General features: G+C 32.2%; 17 protein-coding genes and 1 pseudogene. 7 read left to right on the top strand and 11 right to left on the bottom strand.

Going from position 1 to position 16,146, the window contains the following annotated elements; translation table 11 throughout:
• Positions 1-34: 34 nt before the first annotated feature.
• From pth to purR, 8 genes are all read right to left on the bottom strand, one after another.
• A complete protein-coding gene (gene pth, locus LGK97_RS14650) occupies positions 35-598 on the bottom strand; it encodes an aminoacyl-tRNA hydrolase (RefSeq protein ID WP_226260501.1) in 564 nt (187 codons plus the stop codon).
• A gap of 203 nt (positions 599-801) precedes the next feature.
• Positions 802-1,932, bottom strand: coding sequence for a S1C family serine protease (locus LGK97_RS14645; protein WP_226260532.1), 1,131 nt, complete (start codon positions 1,930-1,932; stop codon positions 802-804).
• A gap of 124 nt (positions 1,933-2,056) precedes the next feature.
• On the bottom strand, positions 2,057-3,472 hold the full coding sequence (locus LGK97_RS14640) for a sensor histidine kinase (RefSeq protein ID WP_226260500.1): 1,416 nt from the start codon (positions 3,470-3,472) through the stop codon (positions 2,057-2,059).
• The gene (locus tag LGK97_RS14635) at positions 3,473-4,159 is read right to left on the bottom strand and encodes a response regulator transcription factor (protein ID WP_226260499.1); all 687 of its coding nucleotides are present in this window, start codon (positions 4,157-4,159) and stop codon (positions 3,473-3,475) included. It lies immediately after the preceding gene.
• A 273-nt stretch (positions 4,160-4,432) separates the two neighbouring features.
• A complete protein-coding gene (locus tag LGK97_RS14630; RefSeq protein WP_226260498.1) occupies positions 4,433-5,392 on the bottom strand; it encodes a ribose-phosphate diphosphokinase in 960 nt (319 codons plus the stop codon).
• 110 nt (positions 5,393-5,502) lie between these two features.
• Entirely contained in the window at positions 5,503-6,873 is a 1,371-nt protein-coding gene (glmU, locus tag LGK97_RS14625; protein ID WP_226260497.1) for a bifunctional UDP-N-acetylglucosamine diphosphorylase/glucosamine-1-phosphate N-acetyltransferase GlmU, read from the bottom strand.
• Between the two features lie 172 nt (positions 6,874-7,045).
• Complete coding sequence (spoVG, locus tag LGK97_RS14620; protein WP_226260496.1) at positions 7,046-7,360, bottom strand: septation regulator SpoVG; 315 nt, start codon at positions 7,358-7,360, stop codon at positions 7,046-7,048.
• Positions 7,361-7,462: 102 nt separating this feature from the next.
• A complete protein-coding gene (gene purR, locus LGK97_RS14615) occupies positions 7,463-8,284 on the bottom strand; it encodes a pur operon repressor (protein ID WP_226260495.1) in 822 nt (273 codons plus the stop codon).
• A gap of 330 nt (positions 8,285-8,614) precedes the next feature.
• Here purR and murC point away from each other — a divergent pair, with 330 nt between their 5' ends.
• The 6 genes from murC to LGK97_RS14595 all read left to right on the top strand — a co-directional run bounded on the left by murC (position 8,615) and on the right by LGK97_RS14595 (position 12,680).
• Positions 8,615-9,994, top strand: coding sequence for a UDP-N-acetylmuramate--L-alanine ligase (gene murC, locus LGK97_RS14610; RefSeq protein WP_226260494.1), 1,380 nt, complete (start codon positions 8,615-8,617; stop codon positions 9,992-9,994).
• A gap of 118 nt (positions 9,995-10,112) precedes the next feature.
• Entirely contained in the window at positions 10,113-10,235 is a 123-nt protein-coding gene (locus tag LGK97_RS19835) for a hypothetical protein (RefSeq protein ID WP_264175050.1), read from the top strand.
• A 401-nt stretch (positions 10,236-10,636) separates the two neighbouring features.
• Entirely contained in the window at positions 10,637-10,762 is a 126-nt protein-coding gene (locus tag LGK97_RS19830) for a hypothetical protein (protein WP_264175049.1), read from the top strand.
• A gap of 49 nt (positions 10,763-10,811) precedes the next feature.
• A complete protein-coding gene (locus LGK97_RS14605) occupies positions 10,812-10,991 on the top strand; it encodes a hypothetical protein (protein ID WP_226260493.1) in 180 nt (59 codons plus the stop codon).
• Between the two features lie 170 nt (positions 10,992-11,161).
• The gene (locus LGK97_RS14600) at positions 11,162-12,076 is read left to right on the top strand and encodes a PhzF family phenazine biosynthesis protein (protein ID WP_226260492.1); all 915 of its coding nucleotides are present in this window, start codon (positions 11,162-11,164) and stop codon (positions 12,074-12,076) included.
• 55 nt (positions 12,077-12,131) lie between these two features.
• Positions 12,132-12,680 (top strand): sugar O-acetyltransferase, encoded by a 549-nt coding sequence (locus tag LGK97_RS14595; protein WP_264175048.1) that lies wholly within the window; start codon positions 12,132-12,134, stop codon positions 12,678-12,680.
• Between the two features lie 69 nt (positions 12,681-12,749).
• On the opposite strand, the gene LGK97_RS14590 is transcribed toward LGK97_RS14595, so the two are convergent.
• Both LGK97_RS14590 and LGK97_RS14585 read right to left on the bottom strand, forming a co-directional pair.
• Positions 12,750-13,469, bottom strand: a complete 720-nt coding sequence (locus LGK97_RS14590) for a creatininase family protein (RefSeq protein WP_226260491.1) — start codon at positions 13,467-13,469, stop codon at positions 12,750-12,752.
• A 74-nt stretch (positions 13,470-13,543) separates the two neighbouring features.
• A complete protein-coding gene (locus tag LGK97_RS14585) occupies positions 13,544-13,903 on the bottom strand; it encodes a hypothetical protein (protein WP_226260490.1) in 360 nt (119 codons plus the stop codon).
• Positions 13,904-14,167: 264 nt separating this feature from the next.
• Between LGK97_RS14585 and LGK97_RS14580 the strand changes: the two are divergent.
• Positions 14,168-14,710, top strand: a pseudogene (locus LGK97_RS14580) (DsbA family protein); the annotation flags it as partial.
• A 58-nt stretch (positions 14,711-14,768) separates the two neighbouring features.
• Here LGK97_RS14580 and LGK97_RS14575 read toward each other — a convergent pair.
• Entirely contained in the window at positions 14,769-16,145 is a 1,377-nt protein-coding gene (locus LGK97_RS14575) for an aldehyde dehydrogenase (protein WP_226260489.1), read from the bottom strand.
• Between the last annotated feature and the right edge of the window lies 1 nt (position 16,146).

Genomic DNA, 16,146 nt, shown 5'->3' with positions numbered 1-16,146 from the left:
CACTTACTCCATAAATATATAGACAATATTTTATTTAAGCGCTAAATCCATTAAACTGATTCATTGCCTCTGTGCATCCTTTTGCTATTAAAGTTTCAACGGCACTTATAGTAGCTTCAAATGCTTTTTCTACTAACACTCGGTCCTCTTTAGAAAACCTTCCTAAAACATGAGGTATTAGTGATTTTTCTGGTTGTCCCACACCTATTTTTATTCTTGGAAATACATCTGAAGACATATTTAAAATAATGCTCTTTATTCCATTGTGCCCGCCAGCACTACCCTTGCTTCTTATTCTTAGTTTACCTGCATCCAAACTAATATCATCATATATTATGATGATATTTTCATTAGGAATCTTATAAAAAGAAGCTATTTCTCGTACACTTTCACCACTCAAATTCATATATGTGCTAGGTTTTAAAAGAATGACCTTTTCAGAGGATATATTTGTTTCCCCGTACACACCTTTAAATTTTATCCTATTAACTGAAATATTATACTTACTTGCCATTAGATCAATTATATCAAACCCCACATTATGTCTCGTATATCTATATTCATCTCCTGGATTCCCCAGTCCAACCACCAAGTACATCGTTACCTCCAAATATTATTATGTTTAAGCCATACACCTACCACATAACTATTTTGTTTCTTTTGTTTATAATATTATACTAAAAAGAATATTAATTCTACAACTATACATAAAAGTTACAATATCACGCACTTATTTAAGATGTTCTATCCAAAATCAAGTTTATATTAATAATATTATTAACAAAATTCTTTTTAGTATTCTTATCTATTGCTTTTTAGTTCAGAAAGGGTTATGTTAATATCCTTAACCTTTCCACTTCTCCAAATCTTACAAGGCACACGATCGGAAACCTTGTATTTTTCCAAAATATCAGTGAGTTCTTCCATGTTTTTAACACTTATGCCACCTAATTCAATTATAATATCTGTGGGCATAACTCCAGCTACCGCCGCTCCGCTTCCTCTTATAACTTCTTGAACGTACACCCCTGCTATTCCTCCACTGCCTACTGAAATTGCAGTTCCTCCATAAATGCCTATAGCTGGTCTAATTACCTTACCATAAGTCGTCAAATCATTGATGATCTCTTTAACTTCATTTGAATTAATAGCAAAACCCATTCCTTCAGTTGCAACTTCGGAATTAATCTTTAAACTGTTTATACCAATAACTTCACCATAGATGTTGCATAATGCTCCACCACTGTTGCCTGGATTTATAGCTGCATCGGTTTGTATTACCTTATATACAGTTTGTTCTCCTGTTTTTTTATCAACTATATTAATTCTTCTATCCAGCGCACTTACAATTCCCGCAGTAACTGTTCCTGAAAACTGATCTCCTAGTGGGTTACCAATGGCAATAGCTATATCACCAACCTTAACTTTTGACGAATCACCAAATTTTGCAATGGGAAGATTCTTAGCTTCAACTTTTATAACCGCTAAATCCGATCTAGCATCTGTTCCTATGATTGAAGCTTTTAAAACATTATCATTACTGAGTTTTACTTTTATTTCTGTTGCCCCCTCAATAACATGATAATTAGTAATGATGAATCCATCACTTTTAAATATAATCCCAGAAGCACTACCCCCTGGCGTATTCCATAACCCTTCTGCCTTATTACTAATTCCAACTACTGCTGGTACTACACTTTGTGCAACCCCTGAAACAGAATTTTCGTATACTCCCTGAATTTTATTGTTTTGCAAATCTTTTGATGCTTTATCCTTATTAATTGCATATTGTGCTGTAATTCCACCAGAAAGGGCTGCTATCATTATAAAACTAACCACTCTTGCAAATGATTTAAGGTAATTTTTCTTATTGCTTTTTCTGAATTTAATTTCACCAAAGATATCTTGAGGACACTCTGCATTCTTCCACATAGCATCCTTTATTTCTTCACCTATCCTAATATTATCATTGTTATCCATGGCATTACCCCCTTACTGACCATAATTAAATTATTAAAAATTCCTCTAAGATATTATGAGTAATTTGATTTCCAAGTTATTTTACTTTCGTTAATGTGAAAGTAAAATAAACGCCACCATCCTTATTCTCAACCCATATATCTTCTTGTAATTGAGTTATTATATTTCTAACTATAGAAAGTCCGAGCCCAGTGCTATCTTTTGCCGTTCTTGCTTTATCCGCTTTATAAAACCTATTCCAAATGTATTTTAAATCATCCTTTGCTATTTGTGGACCATCATTAAACACAGATATCAGTACCTTTTTTCCTTTAGTTTTGGAGGTAATCTTTATTTTACCACCCTCGCTAACATACTTTATTGAATTATCCAATAAATTTGTTATTACTTGCACTAGTCTATCTTTATCTCCTGCTACAAATAAGTTATCTTCATCAAAACATACATCTACTAATGCTTTTTTCTCCTTGATCCTTGTTTCATTTTTTATAACTGTGAGTCTAATGATTTCATTAATATCCACTTCCCTAATACTTAAACTAAATTCCCCTGCCTCAATTGCAGACATGTCTAGTAAATCATTTACCAGCCTAGTTAATCTTTGTATTTCTTCGTAGGCAATGGATAAATAGTATTTTTCTTTTTCCTTAGGAATTACACCATCTAGTATTCCACTAATAAATCCTTTAATCGATGTTATAGGTGATCTAATTTCATGTGATACATTGGATATAAATTCACGTCTGTTTTTTTCAATTTTCTCCACAGAATCAGCCAGAAAATTAAGGGATTGAGCTAATTCTCCAATTTCATCATTAGACTTTATATAAACTCTCTGATCCACATCTCCATTTGATATCTTCCTTGCTACATAATTAATTTCCGCTAAGGGTTTTATAATTATTTTTTGTGAAAAATAATATATAACTACACAAGAAAGTACTATTACAAAAATTGCGGATACCCAAATTATTTCATAAACTCGGTCTAAAGATTTATTTAATTCTTCAATGGAATTGTGTAATACTATGGATCCTTTAAATATACCAGCTTCATTTCTTATAGGTATACCGTAAGCTCTTACAGGTTTGTCAAGAATTCCAGCAAATGGCCCTGTAACCTCAAATGTATTTCCAAGCCTAAGTTGTTCTAATTCCTTTGCAAACACCTGCTTTCCTATAAACTCTTTATGATCATCATTAGATACAGCATAAACAAATCCACTGCTGTCTGTAAGCCAAATATCCGACTTTATATACTCACCAATTATAGCTATTATCTCATTTACTTGCCCAGAGGTAGCATCACCATCCAAATACTTCATAGCAAGACCTTGTATCATATATGACTTATCCAAAAATTGTTGTTTTCGTTCTTGGAAAAAATAGTTTTGAAACCAATAGGACAAGAAGGAAGCGATAATTATTAAGCTAAGAGATATTATAATAGTATATGTCGCTACCATCTTAGAAAATAGTCCTTTTTTAACCATCTATTTCACCTCAAATTTATATCCTACTCCCCAAACAGTTTCTATTTGCCAATTCGCTCCTCCTTGAAGCTTTTCCCTTACCCTTTTAACATGAACATCTACAGTTCTAGAATCTCCGGGGTAATCATATCCCCAAACTTCACATAATAATTGTTGCCTTGTAAAAACTCTATTCTTATTAAGAGCTAAATAATGTACTAATTCAAATTCTTTAGGTGGCATTTTTACTTCTTCACCTTTATATGTGATGTTATAAGAATTAATATCAATTTCTAAATCCTCAAAGCTTAAAACTTCTTTACCAGCATTATCTAAATTATATCGTCTAAGCACAGCTTTAACTCTTGCAATTATTTCTTTCGGTTCAAAAGGCTTTACAACATAATCATCTGCTCCTAGTTCAAGGCCTAGTACCTTATCAAAGGTTTCACCTTTAGCAGTAAGCATAATAACTGGTGTTTCATTCTCTTTTCTTATCCACTTCAAAACATCAATACCATCAATGTAAGGTAGCATTATATCTAGTAGCACCAAATCTGGTTTGTAGCTTGAAAAGGCTTCCTGTGCAGCCCTGCCATCATGTACCACTTTTGTTCCATAGCCTGAACTCTCAAGATACATTTTAATTACCTCAGCAATATTTTTATCATCATCAACAATTAGTATCTTTCCTATAGTTCCTTCCATATGTACACCTCCAAGTTATTTTTTAAATTTATGTATTTAAAATTCTCTACTTAATATTTTAGTTTACTTCTTTAATATTTCTAATAAGTGATTTACTTATTACTAATTTATCATACTTTAATGTCAACTTATTGTTTTTTTTAAAATGTTACAAATTATTCACCGTTATAGAAGCAGATTATTAACATAAAAAGGGTAATGCTCCATTATAAAAACAATAGAGCATTACCTTTTTAAAATATGTATCTATAAATTAGAGTCTTCCTTCATAAATTATTCATCAAATAATTTGCTTACAGAAACGTCCTCATATATTCTCTTTATAGCTTCAGCTAAAATCGGCGCCACAGAAAGTATAGTCAATTTTTCAAACCTTTTATCCTCTGGCAAATCAATGGTATTTAGTGATATTAACTTTTTTATTACCGAATTATTTATTCTTTCAATTGCAGGTCCAGAAAGCACTCCATGACTACAACAAGCATAAACATCCTTTGCTCCCAGTTCAACTAAAGCGTTGGCTCCATTCGTTATAGTTCCAGCAGTGTCTATCATATCATCCATCATTATGCAGGTTTTGCCTTTAATATCACCTATAACATTCATAACCTCTGAACAATTAGCCTTTTGTCTCCTCTTATCAATTATGGCTATTGGTGCATGTAGTTTATCTGCAAATCTTCTTGATCTAGCAACACTTCCAAGGTCTGGTGCAACTACAACTACATCATCTCTATCTTTAAATCCGTTTTGGATAAAATATTTTGCAAGTATAGGCGTTCCCATTAGATTATCAACAGGTATATTAAAATATCCCTGTATTTGAGCTGCGTGTAAATCCATAGTAAGCACTCTATCTGCTCCTGAAGTTGTTATAATATCCGCCACAAGTTTTGCAGTGATTGGGTCTCTAGCCTTTGCTTTTCTGTCTTGTCTTGCATACCCATAGTATGGCATAACAGCGGTTATACTTCCTGCTGATGCTCTTTTAAATGCATCAATCATAATAAGCAATTCCATTAAATTGTCGTTTACTGGAGCATTAGTGGATTGAATAACAAATACATCTGCCCCTCTAACAGTTTCGTGGATATTTACAGATATCTCCCCATCACTAAAAGTTGTCACTTGTGAGTCCCCAATTGGTAGTCCTAGTATGTCCGCTATATCTGCAGCTAATTTAGGATTTGAGTTGCCTGTGAAAATCTTAATATTCCTACCGTGATTTACCATATGTCTTTCTGGTTCCCAAAACCATAATAAATCGTCTTTTTGAATAATTTATAATGGTTTTAAAAATCAGTTTTACACCTCCCTTTATTTTAAGTATTATGCTGGATAACTTATTTACTAAAACCCTTTTTAACTACCCAGTTTTCAATGTTTACCTGCCTTGCTCTAGCTATTGCCAATGAATTTTCTGGAACCTCATTTGTAATTGTAGAACCTGCAGCAATGTATGAATTATCATTAACTTTTACAGGTGCCACTAGGTTCGTGTTGCAACCTATAAAAATATTATTGCCTATGATAGTTTTAAATTTTGATTTCCCATCATAATTTGAAACCACAGTTCCACATCCAAAATTACATCCACTTCCAACCTCTGCATCTCCAATATAAGTAAGATGAGATACCTTTGTATTATCTCCAATTGTTGATTTTTTAATTTCAACAAAATCACCTATTCTAGCATGCTTACCTATATTACTTTCCGGTCTGATATACGCAAATGGACCTACTGTGGTTCCCTCTCCTATTTGACTCTCAAGTACTACAGAACTTTGAACGGAAACTGATTTTTGAAGTATACTATCGGCAATTCTATTATTGGGATAAAGCACACATTCCTCCTTAATAACAGTCTTGCCTTGAAGTACATTACCTGGATATATAGTTGTATCTTTTCCAATTGTAACCGCCCAATCAATGTAGGTGTTATTAGGGTCCATTATTGTAACTCCATTTTCCATATGCTTTGCGTTTATTCTTCTTCTCATAATCAGTTCTGCATCTGCAAGCTCTATTTTGGAATTAACAGCAGTGATTTCTTCAATAGGTACATCGTAAGCTCCAACCTTGAATCCCTGACTTTTTAATATGCCAATAACATCTGTTAAGTAGTATTCCTTTTGAGCATTATTATTATTTAATTTATCTAGGCCATTAATTAGTTCTTTTATATCAAAGCAATACATGCCTGAATTTATTTCCTTAACCAATGCCTCTTGATTTGTACAGTCTTTAAACTCAACTATCTTGTAAACTTCACCATTTTCGTCTCTAATTATCCTACCATACTTTGCTGGGTTTTCCATACTTGAAGTTAATATAGTAGCTTTAAAATTACCCTTCTCATGATAGTTTATCATTTCTCTAACTGTATCTTCAGTAATTAAGGGACCATCTCCAACAAATATTGCCACAGTACCCTCATGATCACCTAGAAATTCTTTAGCGCACATTACTGCATGCCCAGTTCCTAACTGTTCTTCTTGCACAGAATAATTAATCCTTCTATCTTCTGTTCCCTTTTTGACTTCATCCGCTCCTCTTCCGATTACCACGTCAACCATTTCAATGTCTGCACTTCTCATGGTGTCAATAACATGGTTTATCATCTCTTTACCACAAACCTTATGGAGGACTTTAGGGGTACTGGAATTCATTCTTTTCCCTTCACCAGCAGCTAATATTATAGCGCATTTATACAAATCAAACACCTCTTTATATAATAATTTGACACACTTAATTAAATATGTGCTATATCATTTTCTATTTAAATACCACTTTAATTATATTTTATATAGTATTTAATTGCAACAAGCCTACCCTGTTTTAAAATATCTTTATTCCAAAAAAATAAAAGGGGGGTTTCCCCCCTTTTTATACTTCTGAGCTTTCTGTTGGCTCTTCTACTTTTTGTATTCTTTCTACAGGCTCTTCATTTTTTACCTTTTCATACTCACCTAAAATTGCTGATTGAATCTTCTCTCTTGTTTCAGTGTTTATTGGGTGTGCTATATCCTTGAACTCTCCATCCGGAGTTTTCCTACTTGGCATAGCAATAAAAAGACCACTTTGTCCTTCAATAACTTTAATATCATGAACAACAAACTCATTGTCAAAAGTTATTGACACAATAGCTTTCATTTTACCCTCTGTAGCAATTTTCCTAATTCTAACGTCTGTAATTTCCATACCTACACCTCCAAGCTGCGTTATGTTTATACTTAATACTATTTCTATATAACTTGGAGTTTTCCTTCTTTTATTGCGTAAAAATATTAAATTTTTTGAATATTACGTTTTTTCAAAGATTTTTGATGGTTTTACCTCGGATTTTCCCTCCTGGCTTATTCCTTTAAACTGAATTATTGATATATATTCATCTATTAATTTGTGCTCATGTTCAATACTATCAATGAGGACTCCTATCCCTAATACTTCACTTTCAAACTCCTTAAGCAAATTAATTATGCCTCTTGCAGTACCCCCAGCTTTCATAAAGTCATCTATAAAAATACATTTACTTTGTTTTTTAATAGATCTTTTTGAAAGAGACATGGTTTGAATTCTGTTACTAGAGCCAGATACATAATTAATACTAACGGTACTACCTTCTGTAACTTTGGTATCCCTTCTAACTATAACCAGTTGTACACCTAACATCTTTGCTACTTCATAAGCCAGCGGTATTCCTTTAGTCTCAACTGTCACTACATAATCTACATTAATCCCGTTAAAAGCTGAGGCAAGAATTACTGCTGCTTTATAAACTATCTCTGGATTATACATAATATCAGTCATATATATAAAATTTCCTGGTATTAATCTATCCGAATCTCTTAAAATCTCACATAGCTCATCTGCAAACCTCTCACTTTCCCTTTGTGAGGTCCCGCAAATATACTTTACTCCACCTGCTGCCCCTGCAACTGTCTCCACTTTCCCCATAGATAGTTCGCTCAAGGTTTCCCTCACAATTACAATATCTTCACTAATTGTGGATTTAGCTGCATTAAATAAATCTGTAAATACTTTTAAATTAATCGTCTTATTAGGACTTTCTGTTAATATTTTTGTAATACCTGTAACTCTCTGATTTCTACTATACTTATTCATAATACATCACCTATATATTTATTTTACGAATTTTACACAATAAAATTTTAACTATCATTCGTACTTTTATTGTAAATCTTTTTTAACTTTATTACAATGCTTATCTAAGCAATTTAAAAATATCTTATTTGTTTACATGATAATCCTTATTAACAGCCTTGAATTCTTATTATTTCACATAATATAAAATATTGTTCTATTTCTGTATAGTTTTTGCACAATTTTGTATATAATTAAGGTGATATCTTATATTCATTATTTTGTTACAGTCAATTACAATGCAATTTGCATATACTAAATAATCATAATCATTTTTAAGGAGTTGATATAATGTCTTTTGATTTTATAGAAGATAAAAACAAGAAGATTCATTTCATAGGGATTGGTGGAATAAGCATGAGTGGTCTTGCTGAAATACTAATAAAAAATAGTTATAAAGTTTCTGGGTCTGATATGCAATCATCAAATATAACAAAAAAACTTAAAGAAAAAGGTGCGGAGATTTATAAAGGCCATAATGGTGATAACCTAAAGGATGTAGATTTAGTGGTTTACACTGCAGCTATTTCACCTGAAAATCCTGAATACCTTAAAGCTAAGGAACTAAATCTGCCTTTAATGGATAGAGCTGAATTCTTAGGCCACATTATGAAAGGACACAAGTATAATGTAGCAGTGTCGGGTACTCACGGCAAAACTACTACCACATCTATGCTTTGTCACATTACTTTAAAAGAGGATGTAGACCCTACCCTATTAGTAGGTGGAGAATTAGATATTATCGGTGGCAATGTTTTAGTTGGCAACGGTGAATACTTTATTGTAGAAGCCTGTGAATACAAAGCTTCCTTCTTAAGTTTCTTCCCTTATATTGGCACAATATTAAACATAGATGCAGATCACCTAGATTATTATAGAGATATAAATCATATTAAAGATACCTTCGTAAAGTTTATTAATATTATACCTAAAGACGGGTATTTAATTGCAAATGTAGAAGATGAAAATGTTAAAGAGATTCTTTTAAATCATGATTATGATTGTAATATACTTACTTACGGTTTAACTCAAGGAATTCTTCAAGGTAGAAATATTAACTATAATAAATCAGGTTGCGCAACCTTTGATGTGTATAAGGACGATCGCATGTTATTTCAAATAAACCTTAATGTACCAGGACAACATAATGTTCTAAATGCTCTTGCAAGCATAGGTACTGCACTTAGTCTCAATTTCTCTGAAAGTTCAATTATAGAAGGACTTTATAGTTACGGTGGTGTCCATAGACGATTCGAACTAAAAGGTTCAAAAGATGGTGTAACTGTTATTGATGATTATGCTCATCATCCTACAGAAATAAAGGCTGCTTTAAATGCTGCAAAAAATTATCCTCACAATAAAATCTATTGTATTTTTCAACCTCATACTTACTCAAGAACCTTAAGCTTATTTGAAGATTTTTCAAATGCTTTTTCTGGTGTAGACAATTTAATACTAGCAGATATTTATGCTGCTAGGGAAAAAGATACTGGGGTGGTAAGTTCCACTATGCTTTGCGACAGAATAAGAGAAAAAAGTATAAATTGTATAAACCTTCATAGCTTTGATGAAATTGTTCATCATCTTAAAAACAACTTAGTGGATGGAGATGTGCTTGTTACAATGGGTGCAGGGGATGTATACAAAGTAGGAGAAATGTACTTAAAGTAATATTTTGAATTTTCTTCAAATTATCTATTGACATCCATTAATAAATAAAGTATTCTTAAAAAGGAATCATTTGAGAGAAATGTTAACCATGATACAATTTGAAAAGGAGGTAGTAATCATGATCAATAAAGAAATATGTATTAATGCTAATATTGCATTTAACTTATTTACATCCAATTGCATTATTATGTCTAAAACTTTATATGATAGTCCTACCTTAATGGAACTTATCTTTTCATAATTGTTATCTTTATTAACATATTTTTATGAAATCATAAACATTGGTCATGGGCTATTAGTCCATGACCTTTTTATATGCATTAACTTCTTATGTAGGCATATCGCTTTAACATAAGATTAATCATTTTTAAGCCGTGGAGATATCCATGGCTTTTTTATATTGACTATATTTAGGATTGTATAAATTTAATTACATAGGTGGTTATTTATACTATGAGGTCAGATAAATTCATTAAGAATATAAACCTTATTCTGAAGTAGTTGATATTTCCGCACCACAAGTAATGATTAATAACTCACTTTTGTGATTTATTATATAAACTCAAAATAAGTTAAGGAGGAATGCCAATGAATCATTGTTACGATTTAACTAAACCAAAATTCAATTTAGGAGGGATACTTATGAAACCAAAATTTTTAAAAAGCAAAAAAACTAAACACACTTATTTGTCAAAACCTTTATTTTTAAATACAGTTGATTTTAATAGTGAACTTTACTATCATCTCGTATTAAAAAAGTACCTATAATAATATATGCTTTAGTATAAAATAAAAACTTGAAAGCGAGGAAATTAAAATGAATAAGTCTATAAATTCAAAAGATAACAATACTAACTTAGAAGGGTTTGCTATGGGGTTCACATTCTTTAAAAATGGAGATCTATTTAATCGTTATCGGCGAAAGCCACTAAATTTATGTAGAGATGCCCGAGCTAATGATTTGTACTATCTTTTAACATTAAATAAGCACATATAATAGTGTCACCCTCATGAGAAAATGATAATATTTCTCAAACTAAAAAGTATTTTCAGAGATAGAGTAAAATCTATTTCTGAAAATATATCACCTATAAGAGATTGTGCTAAAATAGTGGTTGTAGATGAAAAATATATCTACAATCCACAATAGAAAGGAATGTATTTTTTATGAAGAAAGCTATTTACCAAGTAGATGCCTTTTCAGAAGTGCCCTTTGGAGGTAATCCAGCTGGTGTAGTACCTGATGCTAATGGATTAAATGAAAATCAGATGTTACATATCGCAAAAGAAATGAATTTATCAGAAACTGCCTTTATTTTCCCATTGCAAAATCATGAAGCTGATTATGAAGTAAAATTCTTTACTCCTACTCAAGAGGTAGACTTATGTGGTCATGCCACAATTGCTTCCTTTTTCACTTTAGCTTCAAAAGGTATTATTACTGGCGAAGATGATGTTAAGGCAATAAAACAAAAAACAAAAGCTGGTATTTTACCAGTGGAGCTTTATTTTAAAGATAGTAAAATTGATAGTGTAATGATGACTCAAGCTAAACCCAAATTTGTTTTTGATGTTGAAGATATATCTGGACTTGCAGGTATAATGGGAATTAACGTAGCTGATATAGGTATTGAAGGCTATGCTCTTATTCCTCAGGCAGTATCTACCGGCCTTACAGATATTATGCTGCCAGTTAAAAGTTTGTCTGCATTAAAATCTATAAATCCTAACTATGCTAGATTAACTGAGTATAGTAATAATCTAAATATTATTGGAGTACATGCTTTCACCCTTGAAACTGAAGAAGAAACCTCTACACTATCCTGTAGAAACTTTGGTCCCGCTGCTGGCATAGATGAAGAGGCCGCCACTGGTACTTCTAATGGAGCGCTTGGTGCTTATCTAGCAAAGAATAATGTGCTTAAATTCGAAGATAATATAACTATAATTTGTGAACAGGGCTACTATATGAATAGACCTAGTAAAATAATTGTAAGGCTAGAAGGAAAGAAAGATGATTTAACGGTAAAGGTTGGAGGCACGGCTGTTATTGTTATGGAGAAGTTTACTTCAGAAATATAAAGGAAATAAATACTAATACCTTTATACTGAGCTCAACTAATAAGGAGGTGGCATTATGACTGAAAAAGAAAAGATGCTTGCAGGCATGTTTTATAATGCGATGGATCCACAATTATTTGCTGATAGGCAAAGTGCAAAAAATACATGCCAAGAATTTAATGCTTTAACTTTTGATAAACTCCCTGAAAGGAGGGCATTGCTGAAAAGTTTATTCCAAACAGATAATACTTGCCACATAGAGCCTAGTTTCTTTTGCGATTATGGCTATAACATAGAAATCGGAAAAAACTTTTATGCAAATCATAATTGCATTATTCTTGATGTAAATAAGGTGAAAATCGGCGACAATGTAATGTTTGCTCCAAACGTTCAAATATATACTGCTACCCATCCTGTTAATGCACAAGAACGAATCTCTGGAAAAGAGATGGGATATCCCATTGAAATTGGAGATAACGTCTGGCTAGGTGGTGGCGTTATAGTTTGCCCTGGAGTAAAAATAGGAAAAAATACTACTATTGCAGCTGGAAGCGTAGTAATCAAAGATATTCCAGAAAGTGTTTTAGCCGGCGGTAATCCCTGCAAAGTAATTAAAAACTTGTAATATTCATGTTTATGGCCTTAGTAACCATTATGTTTACCAGTTACTAAGGCCATAATTTTAGGATTGCTCCTATATGAAATACTCACCACGAATCATTGTTTCGATTCTATCTATTATCTTTTCTCCAACTAATTTAAATATTTTTTTCCCCTTTTCCACCGTTGCTAGTGTAGCGTCTCCAGTAAGTGCATCTTGAAAAATAGTTCTTCCCCTATCCTTAAATCTTACCGGTATAACTTGCTTATTAGGATTCCTCATTGCTTTGTCCATTTGTACGAGCTCTTCATTATAATATAAAATAGCAGAGGTTTCATCCTCTCCACCATGGCCTTGACCTTCTGTAATTGTAAGTATGTCCTCTGAAAAATCTAACCACCAGTTTATTGTCATGACAGATGCCCCAAGTGGCACTAATTTTTCAGCTGCTAAACTAAGAGCCGTTATATTTCCCCCGTGTCCATTTAAAAAAATAATATTTTTAAGTCCATTTTCATAAAAGCTTTTTCCTACATAGTAAATATATTCTGCCATAACTTCCGATGGCATAGTCACAGTACCTGGGTAAATAGACAAATCATAGCTTTGCCCATAAGAAATTCCTGGTGCAATCCATACTTTATCACCTATTTTTTTATTTAAGCTTTCACAAAATAATCTAGGTGAAAAGATATCTGTTCCGAGTGGTAAGTGATGCCCATGTGCCTCCACTGATCCAATAGGAATAATTATTGTATTAACCTTTTCACTAATTCTTTTAAAATCATCAGAGGTATACTCTATTATATTCATTAAATATCGCTCCTTTTATATTTTTGGCTTAATCATAACGTATCTACATTAGTTTTCGTTACGGAAGTACATGTTTAATTGCTAGCATTTTTTAGACCTATTTTCACATCCACAGAAAACTCTCTGTCTTTCACTTCTATATAAGTTTCACTGTAATCCACTTCAAAGTTCGCTATAGTAGAATGAATCCCACTATCACTTAGAAAATGTATAGTGCATAAATTATTATCTTCAATGGTACAAAATCTAATAAGAATACTTTTAACAGATGGAAATTGAATTCTAGAATTTATATACTTAGGAGCGTTATCAAAATCTAAGTTTATGCATCTATATTCTACTTTAATTATCAAATCAACACTATGCTCATCTTTTTGCAACTCCATTATTTCAAAATCACTCAGTACATTAAGATTGCTCTTTTCATAAACCATAAAGCACCTCCAATAAAATTATACTCCAATCCATATAGCATTATATCATATTGGATTAGTGTGCATTTTAATTCACCTAGAATCTTTGCTATTTTATTATTATTTTTGAATTTAATGTAATAGTAATTATCTATTGAAAATAACTATCAACATATATATAATGTAATTATCATTAAGTATTGATTATATTATAAAAAAATCGGAGGAATTATTATGAGTATAAAAATTAAAATCTTTTCAGACTATATTTGACCTTTCTGTTACGTCGGCAAAGGTATTGTCGATAAACTAGAAACAGAATATGACCTTGATGTTGAGTGGCTAGGACTAGAAATACATCCTGAGACGCCAAAAGAAGGCGTACGTCTTAGCGAAAAATTTGGTGAAGCGAACCTAGCTAAAATGTTGACTAATCTTAATAACGCTGGCTCAGCCTATGGGATTAAATTTGCAACCTTAGAACATATGCCAAATGCGCATAATGCTTTGGAGGCTGCTGAATTCGCTAGAGCACATGGTAAGCTAAAAGAGTATCATTCGCTGCTAATGGAAGCATACTTTAGAGATTCAAAAGATATTGGTGATTTAGAAGTGCTTTCCGACCTAGGCATCACTATTGGTTTAGATAAAGATAAACTTATTTATTCTGTTAAGAATAGAGAATACGAAACTGTTTTAAAGAACAGTTCTGAAACTGCTCACAGCATGGGAATTAATAGTACACCTACTTTTGTCATAAATGATAAATACGCTATAGCTGGTGCCCAATCTATAGAAGAATTTAGGAAGACACTGGATAGCATTTAAATTTCGAATTTTATTAAAACAAAATGCCTTGCATATCGCAGGGCATTTTGTTTTAACTTTATTTCATAAGTTTCTTTATCAAATTAATTTTATCATTATATGGTGCATACCTTATTTTAATATCTATAAGATTGCTCTTTTTAGTCATACTTTTTTTGTGTGAAAATACATCATAGCTTCCCTTACCATGATAAGCACCCATGCCACTAGCTCCCACTCCACCAAAAGGTAAATATGGTGATGCAACATGCATAATTGTATCGTTTATGCATCCTCCACCATACGGAATCATCTCTATTATCCTATCTTGATGCATCTTATTATTTGAGAAAAAGTATAATGCTAGAGGTTTAGGTTTTGAATTAACTGTTTTTATAACTTCCTCTAAGTCCACAAACTCCATAACTGGTAGAATTGGTCCAAATATTTCATCTAGCATAATTGGGCTTTCCCAAGTTATATCATCAATAATTGTAGGTGAAATATATTTTTCATCTTTGTTATATTCCCCACCTGTGATAATGTTGCCTTCATCCAATAGCCCTATTAATCTATTGAATTGCCTTTCATTTATTATTCGCGGAAAATCCTTACTATCTGCTGGATTATCTCCAAAAAATTCTTTGATGCATCTTGTTATTTCAGTTAGTAGTTCAAGCTTTACGCTTTTGTGTACCATTATATAGTCAGGTGCAACACAAGTCTGTCCTGCATTTAAGAACTTACCCCAAGCTATTCTTTTTGCCGCAAGCTTTATATTCGAGCCTTCATCCACTATACAAGGACTTTTCCCACCTAATTCTAATGTTACAGGGGTGAGATGTCTTGACGCAGCTGCCATTACTACTTTACCAACAGGTACACTACCCGTGAAAAATATATAGTCAAACTCTTCTTTTAAAAGCGCCTCTGCAGATTCCTTCCCACCATAAGGTTCAACCACACAAACAAACTCCTCAGTGAAACTCTCTTCAATGATTTTTATAATAACTTCTGTGGTTTTCGGAGCATTCTCAGATGGTTTTAGCATAGCACAGTTACCTGCAGCTATTGCACCAATTAGTGGTGCTATTAATAGTTGAAATGGATAATTCCAAGGAGATATAATTAGACTTACTCCATAGGGCTCTGAATAAATATAACTAGAAGACAAAAAATGTGTTAATGGTGTTTTTACTTTTTTAGGTTTTGACCAGGCTTTTAAATGTTTCATAACATAGTTTATCTCATCTAAAACTATTCCAATTTCAGTTGCATAAGTCTCAAATTCAGATTTATGTAAATCTGACCACAATGCTTTTAATATTTGCTTTTCATTTTTCTTTATAGATTCTTTTAAAATGCTTAACTTTTTCATGCGAAAATCCAAACCTCTTGTTGCTCCAGTATTGAAATAGTCTCTTTGCTTATCTAAAATCCTCTTTATATCATTCATT

The organism is Clostridium sp. CS001 (assembly GCF_020443565.1).
GTDB lineage: Bacteria > Bacillota > Clostridia > Clostridiales > Clostridiaceae > Clostridium_AD.
The sequence above is the reverse complement of the archived record's forward strand: the minus strand, read 5'-3'. Positions and strand labels throughout refer to the sequence as shown.

Bases quoted from the DNA above. Each gene is read 5' to 3' on its own strand.
- LGK97_RS14595 (WP_264175048.1), top strand. From the start codon at position 12,132: ATGACTGAAAAAGAAAAGATGCTTGCAGGCATGTTTTATAATGCGATG.
- LGK97_RS14645 (WP_226260532.1), bottom strand. From the start codon at position 1,932: ATGTGGAAGAATGCAGAGTGTCCTCAAGATATCTTTGGTGAAATTAAA.
- LGK97_RS14600 (WP_226260492.1), top strand. From the start codon at position 11,162: ATGAAGAAAGCTATTTACCAAGTAGATGCCTTTTCAGAAGTGCCCTTT.
- murC (WP_226260494.1), top strand. From the start codon at position 8,615: ATGTCTTTTGATTTTATAGAAGATAAAAACAAGAAGATTCATTTCATA.
- spoVG (WP_226260496.1), bottom strand. From the start codon at position 7,360: ATGGAAATTACAGACGTTAGAATTAGGAAAATTGCTACAGAGGGTAAA.
- LGK97_RS14630 (WP_226260498.1), bottom strand. From the start codon at position 5,392: ATGGTAAATCACGGTAGGAATATTAAGATTTTCACAGGCAACTCAAAT.
- LGK97_RS14635 (WP_226260499.1), bottom strand. From the start codon at position 4,159: ATGGAAGGAACTATAGGAAAGATACTAATTGTTGATGATGATAAAAAT.
- LGK97_RS14605 (WP_226260493.1), top strand. From the start codon at position 10,812: ATGAATAAGTCTATAAATTCAAAAGATAACAATACTAACTTAGAAGGG.
- LGK97_RS14640 (WP_226260500.1), bottom strand. From the start codon at position 3,472: ATGGTTAAAAAAGGACTATTTTCTAAGATGGTAGCGACATATACTATT.
- LGK97_RS19830 (WP_264175049.1), top strand. From the start codon at position 10,637: ATGAAACCAAAATTTTTAAAAAGCAAAAAAACTAAACACACTTATTTG.
- LGK97_RS14590 (WP_226260491.1), bottom strand. From the start codon at position 13,469: ATGAATATAATAGAGTATACCTCTGATGATTTTAAAAGAATTAGTGAA.
- pth (WP_226260501.1), bottom strand. From the start codon at position 598: ATGTACTTGGTGGTTGGACTGGGGAATCCAGGAGATGAATATAGATAT.
- LGK97_RS14575 (WP_226260489.1), bottom strand. From the start codon at position 16,145: ATGAATGATATAAAGAGGATTTTAGATAAGCAAAGAGACTATTTCAAT.
- purR (WP_226260495.1), bottom strand. From the start codon at position 8,284: ATGAATAAGTATAGTAGAAATCAGAGAGTTACAGGTATTACAAAAATA.
- LGK97_RS14585 (WP_226260490.1), bottom strand. From the start codon at position 13,903: ATGGTTTATGAAAAGAGCAATCTTAATGTACTGAGTGATTTTGAAATA.
- LGK97_RS19835 (WP_264175050.1), top strand. From the start codon at position 10,113: ATGATCAATAAAGAAATATGTATTAATGCTAATATTGCATTTAACTTA.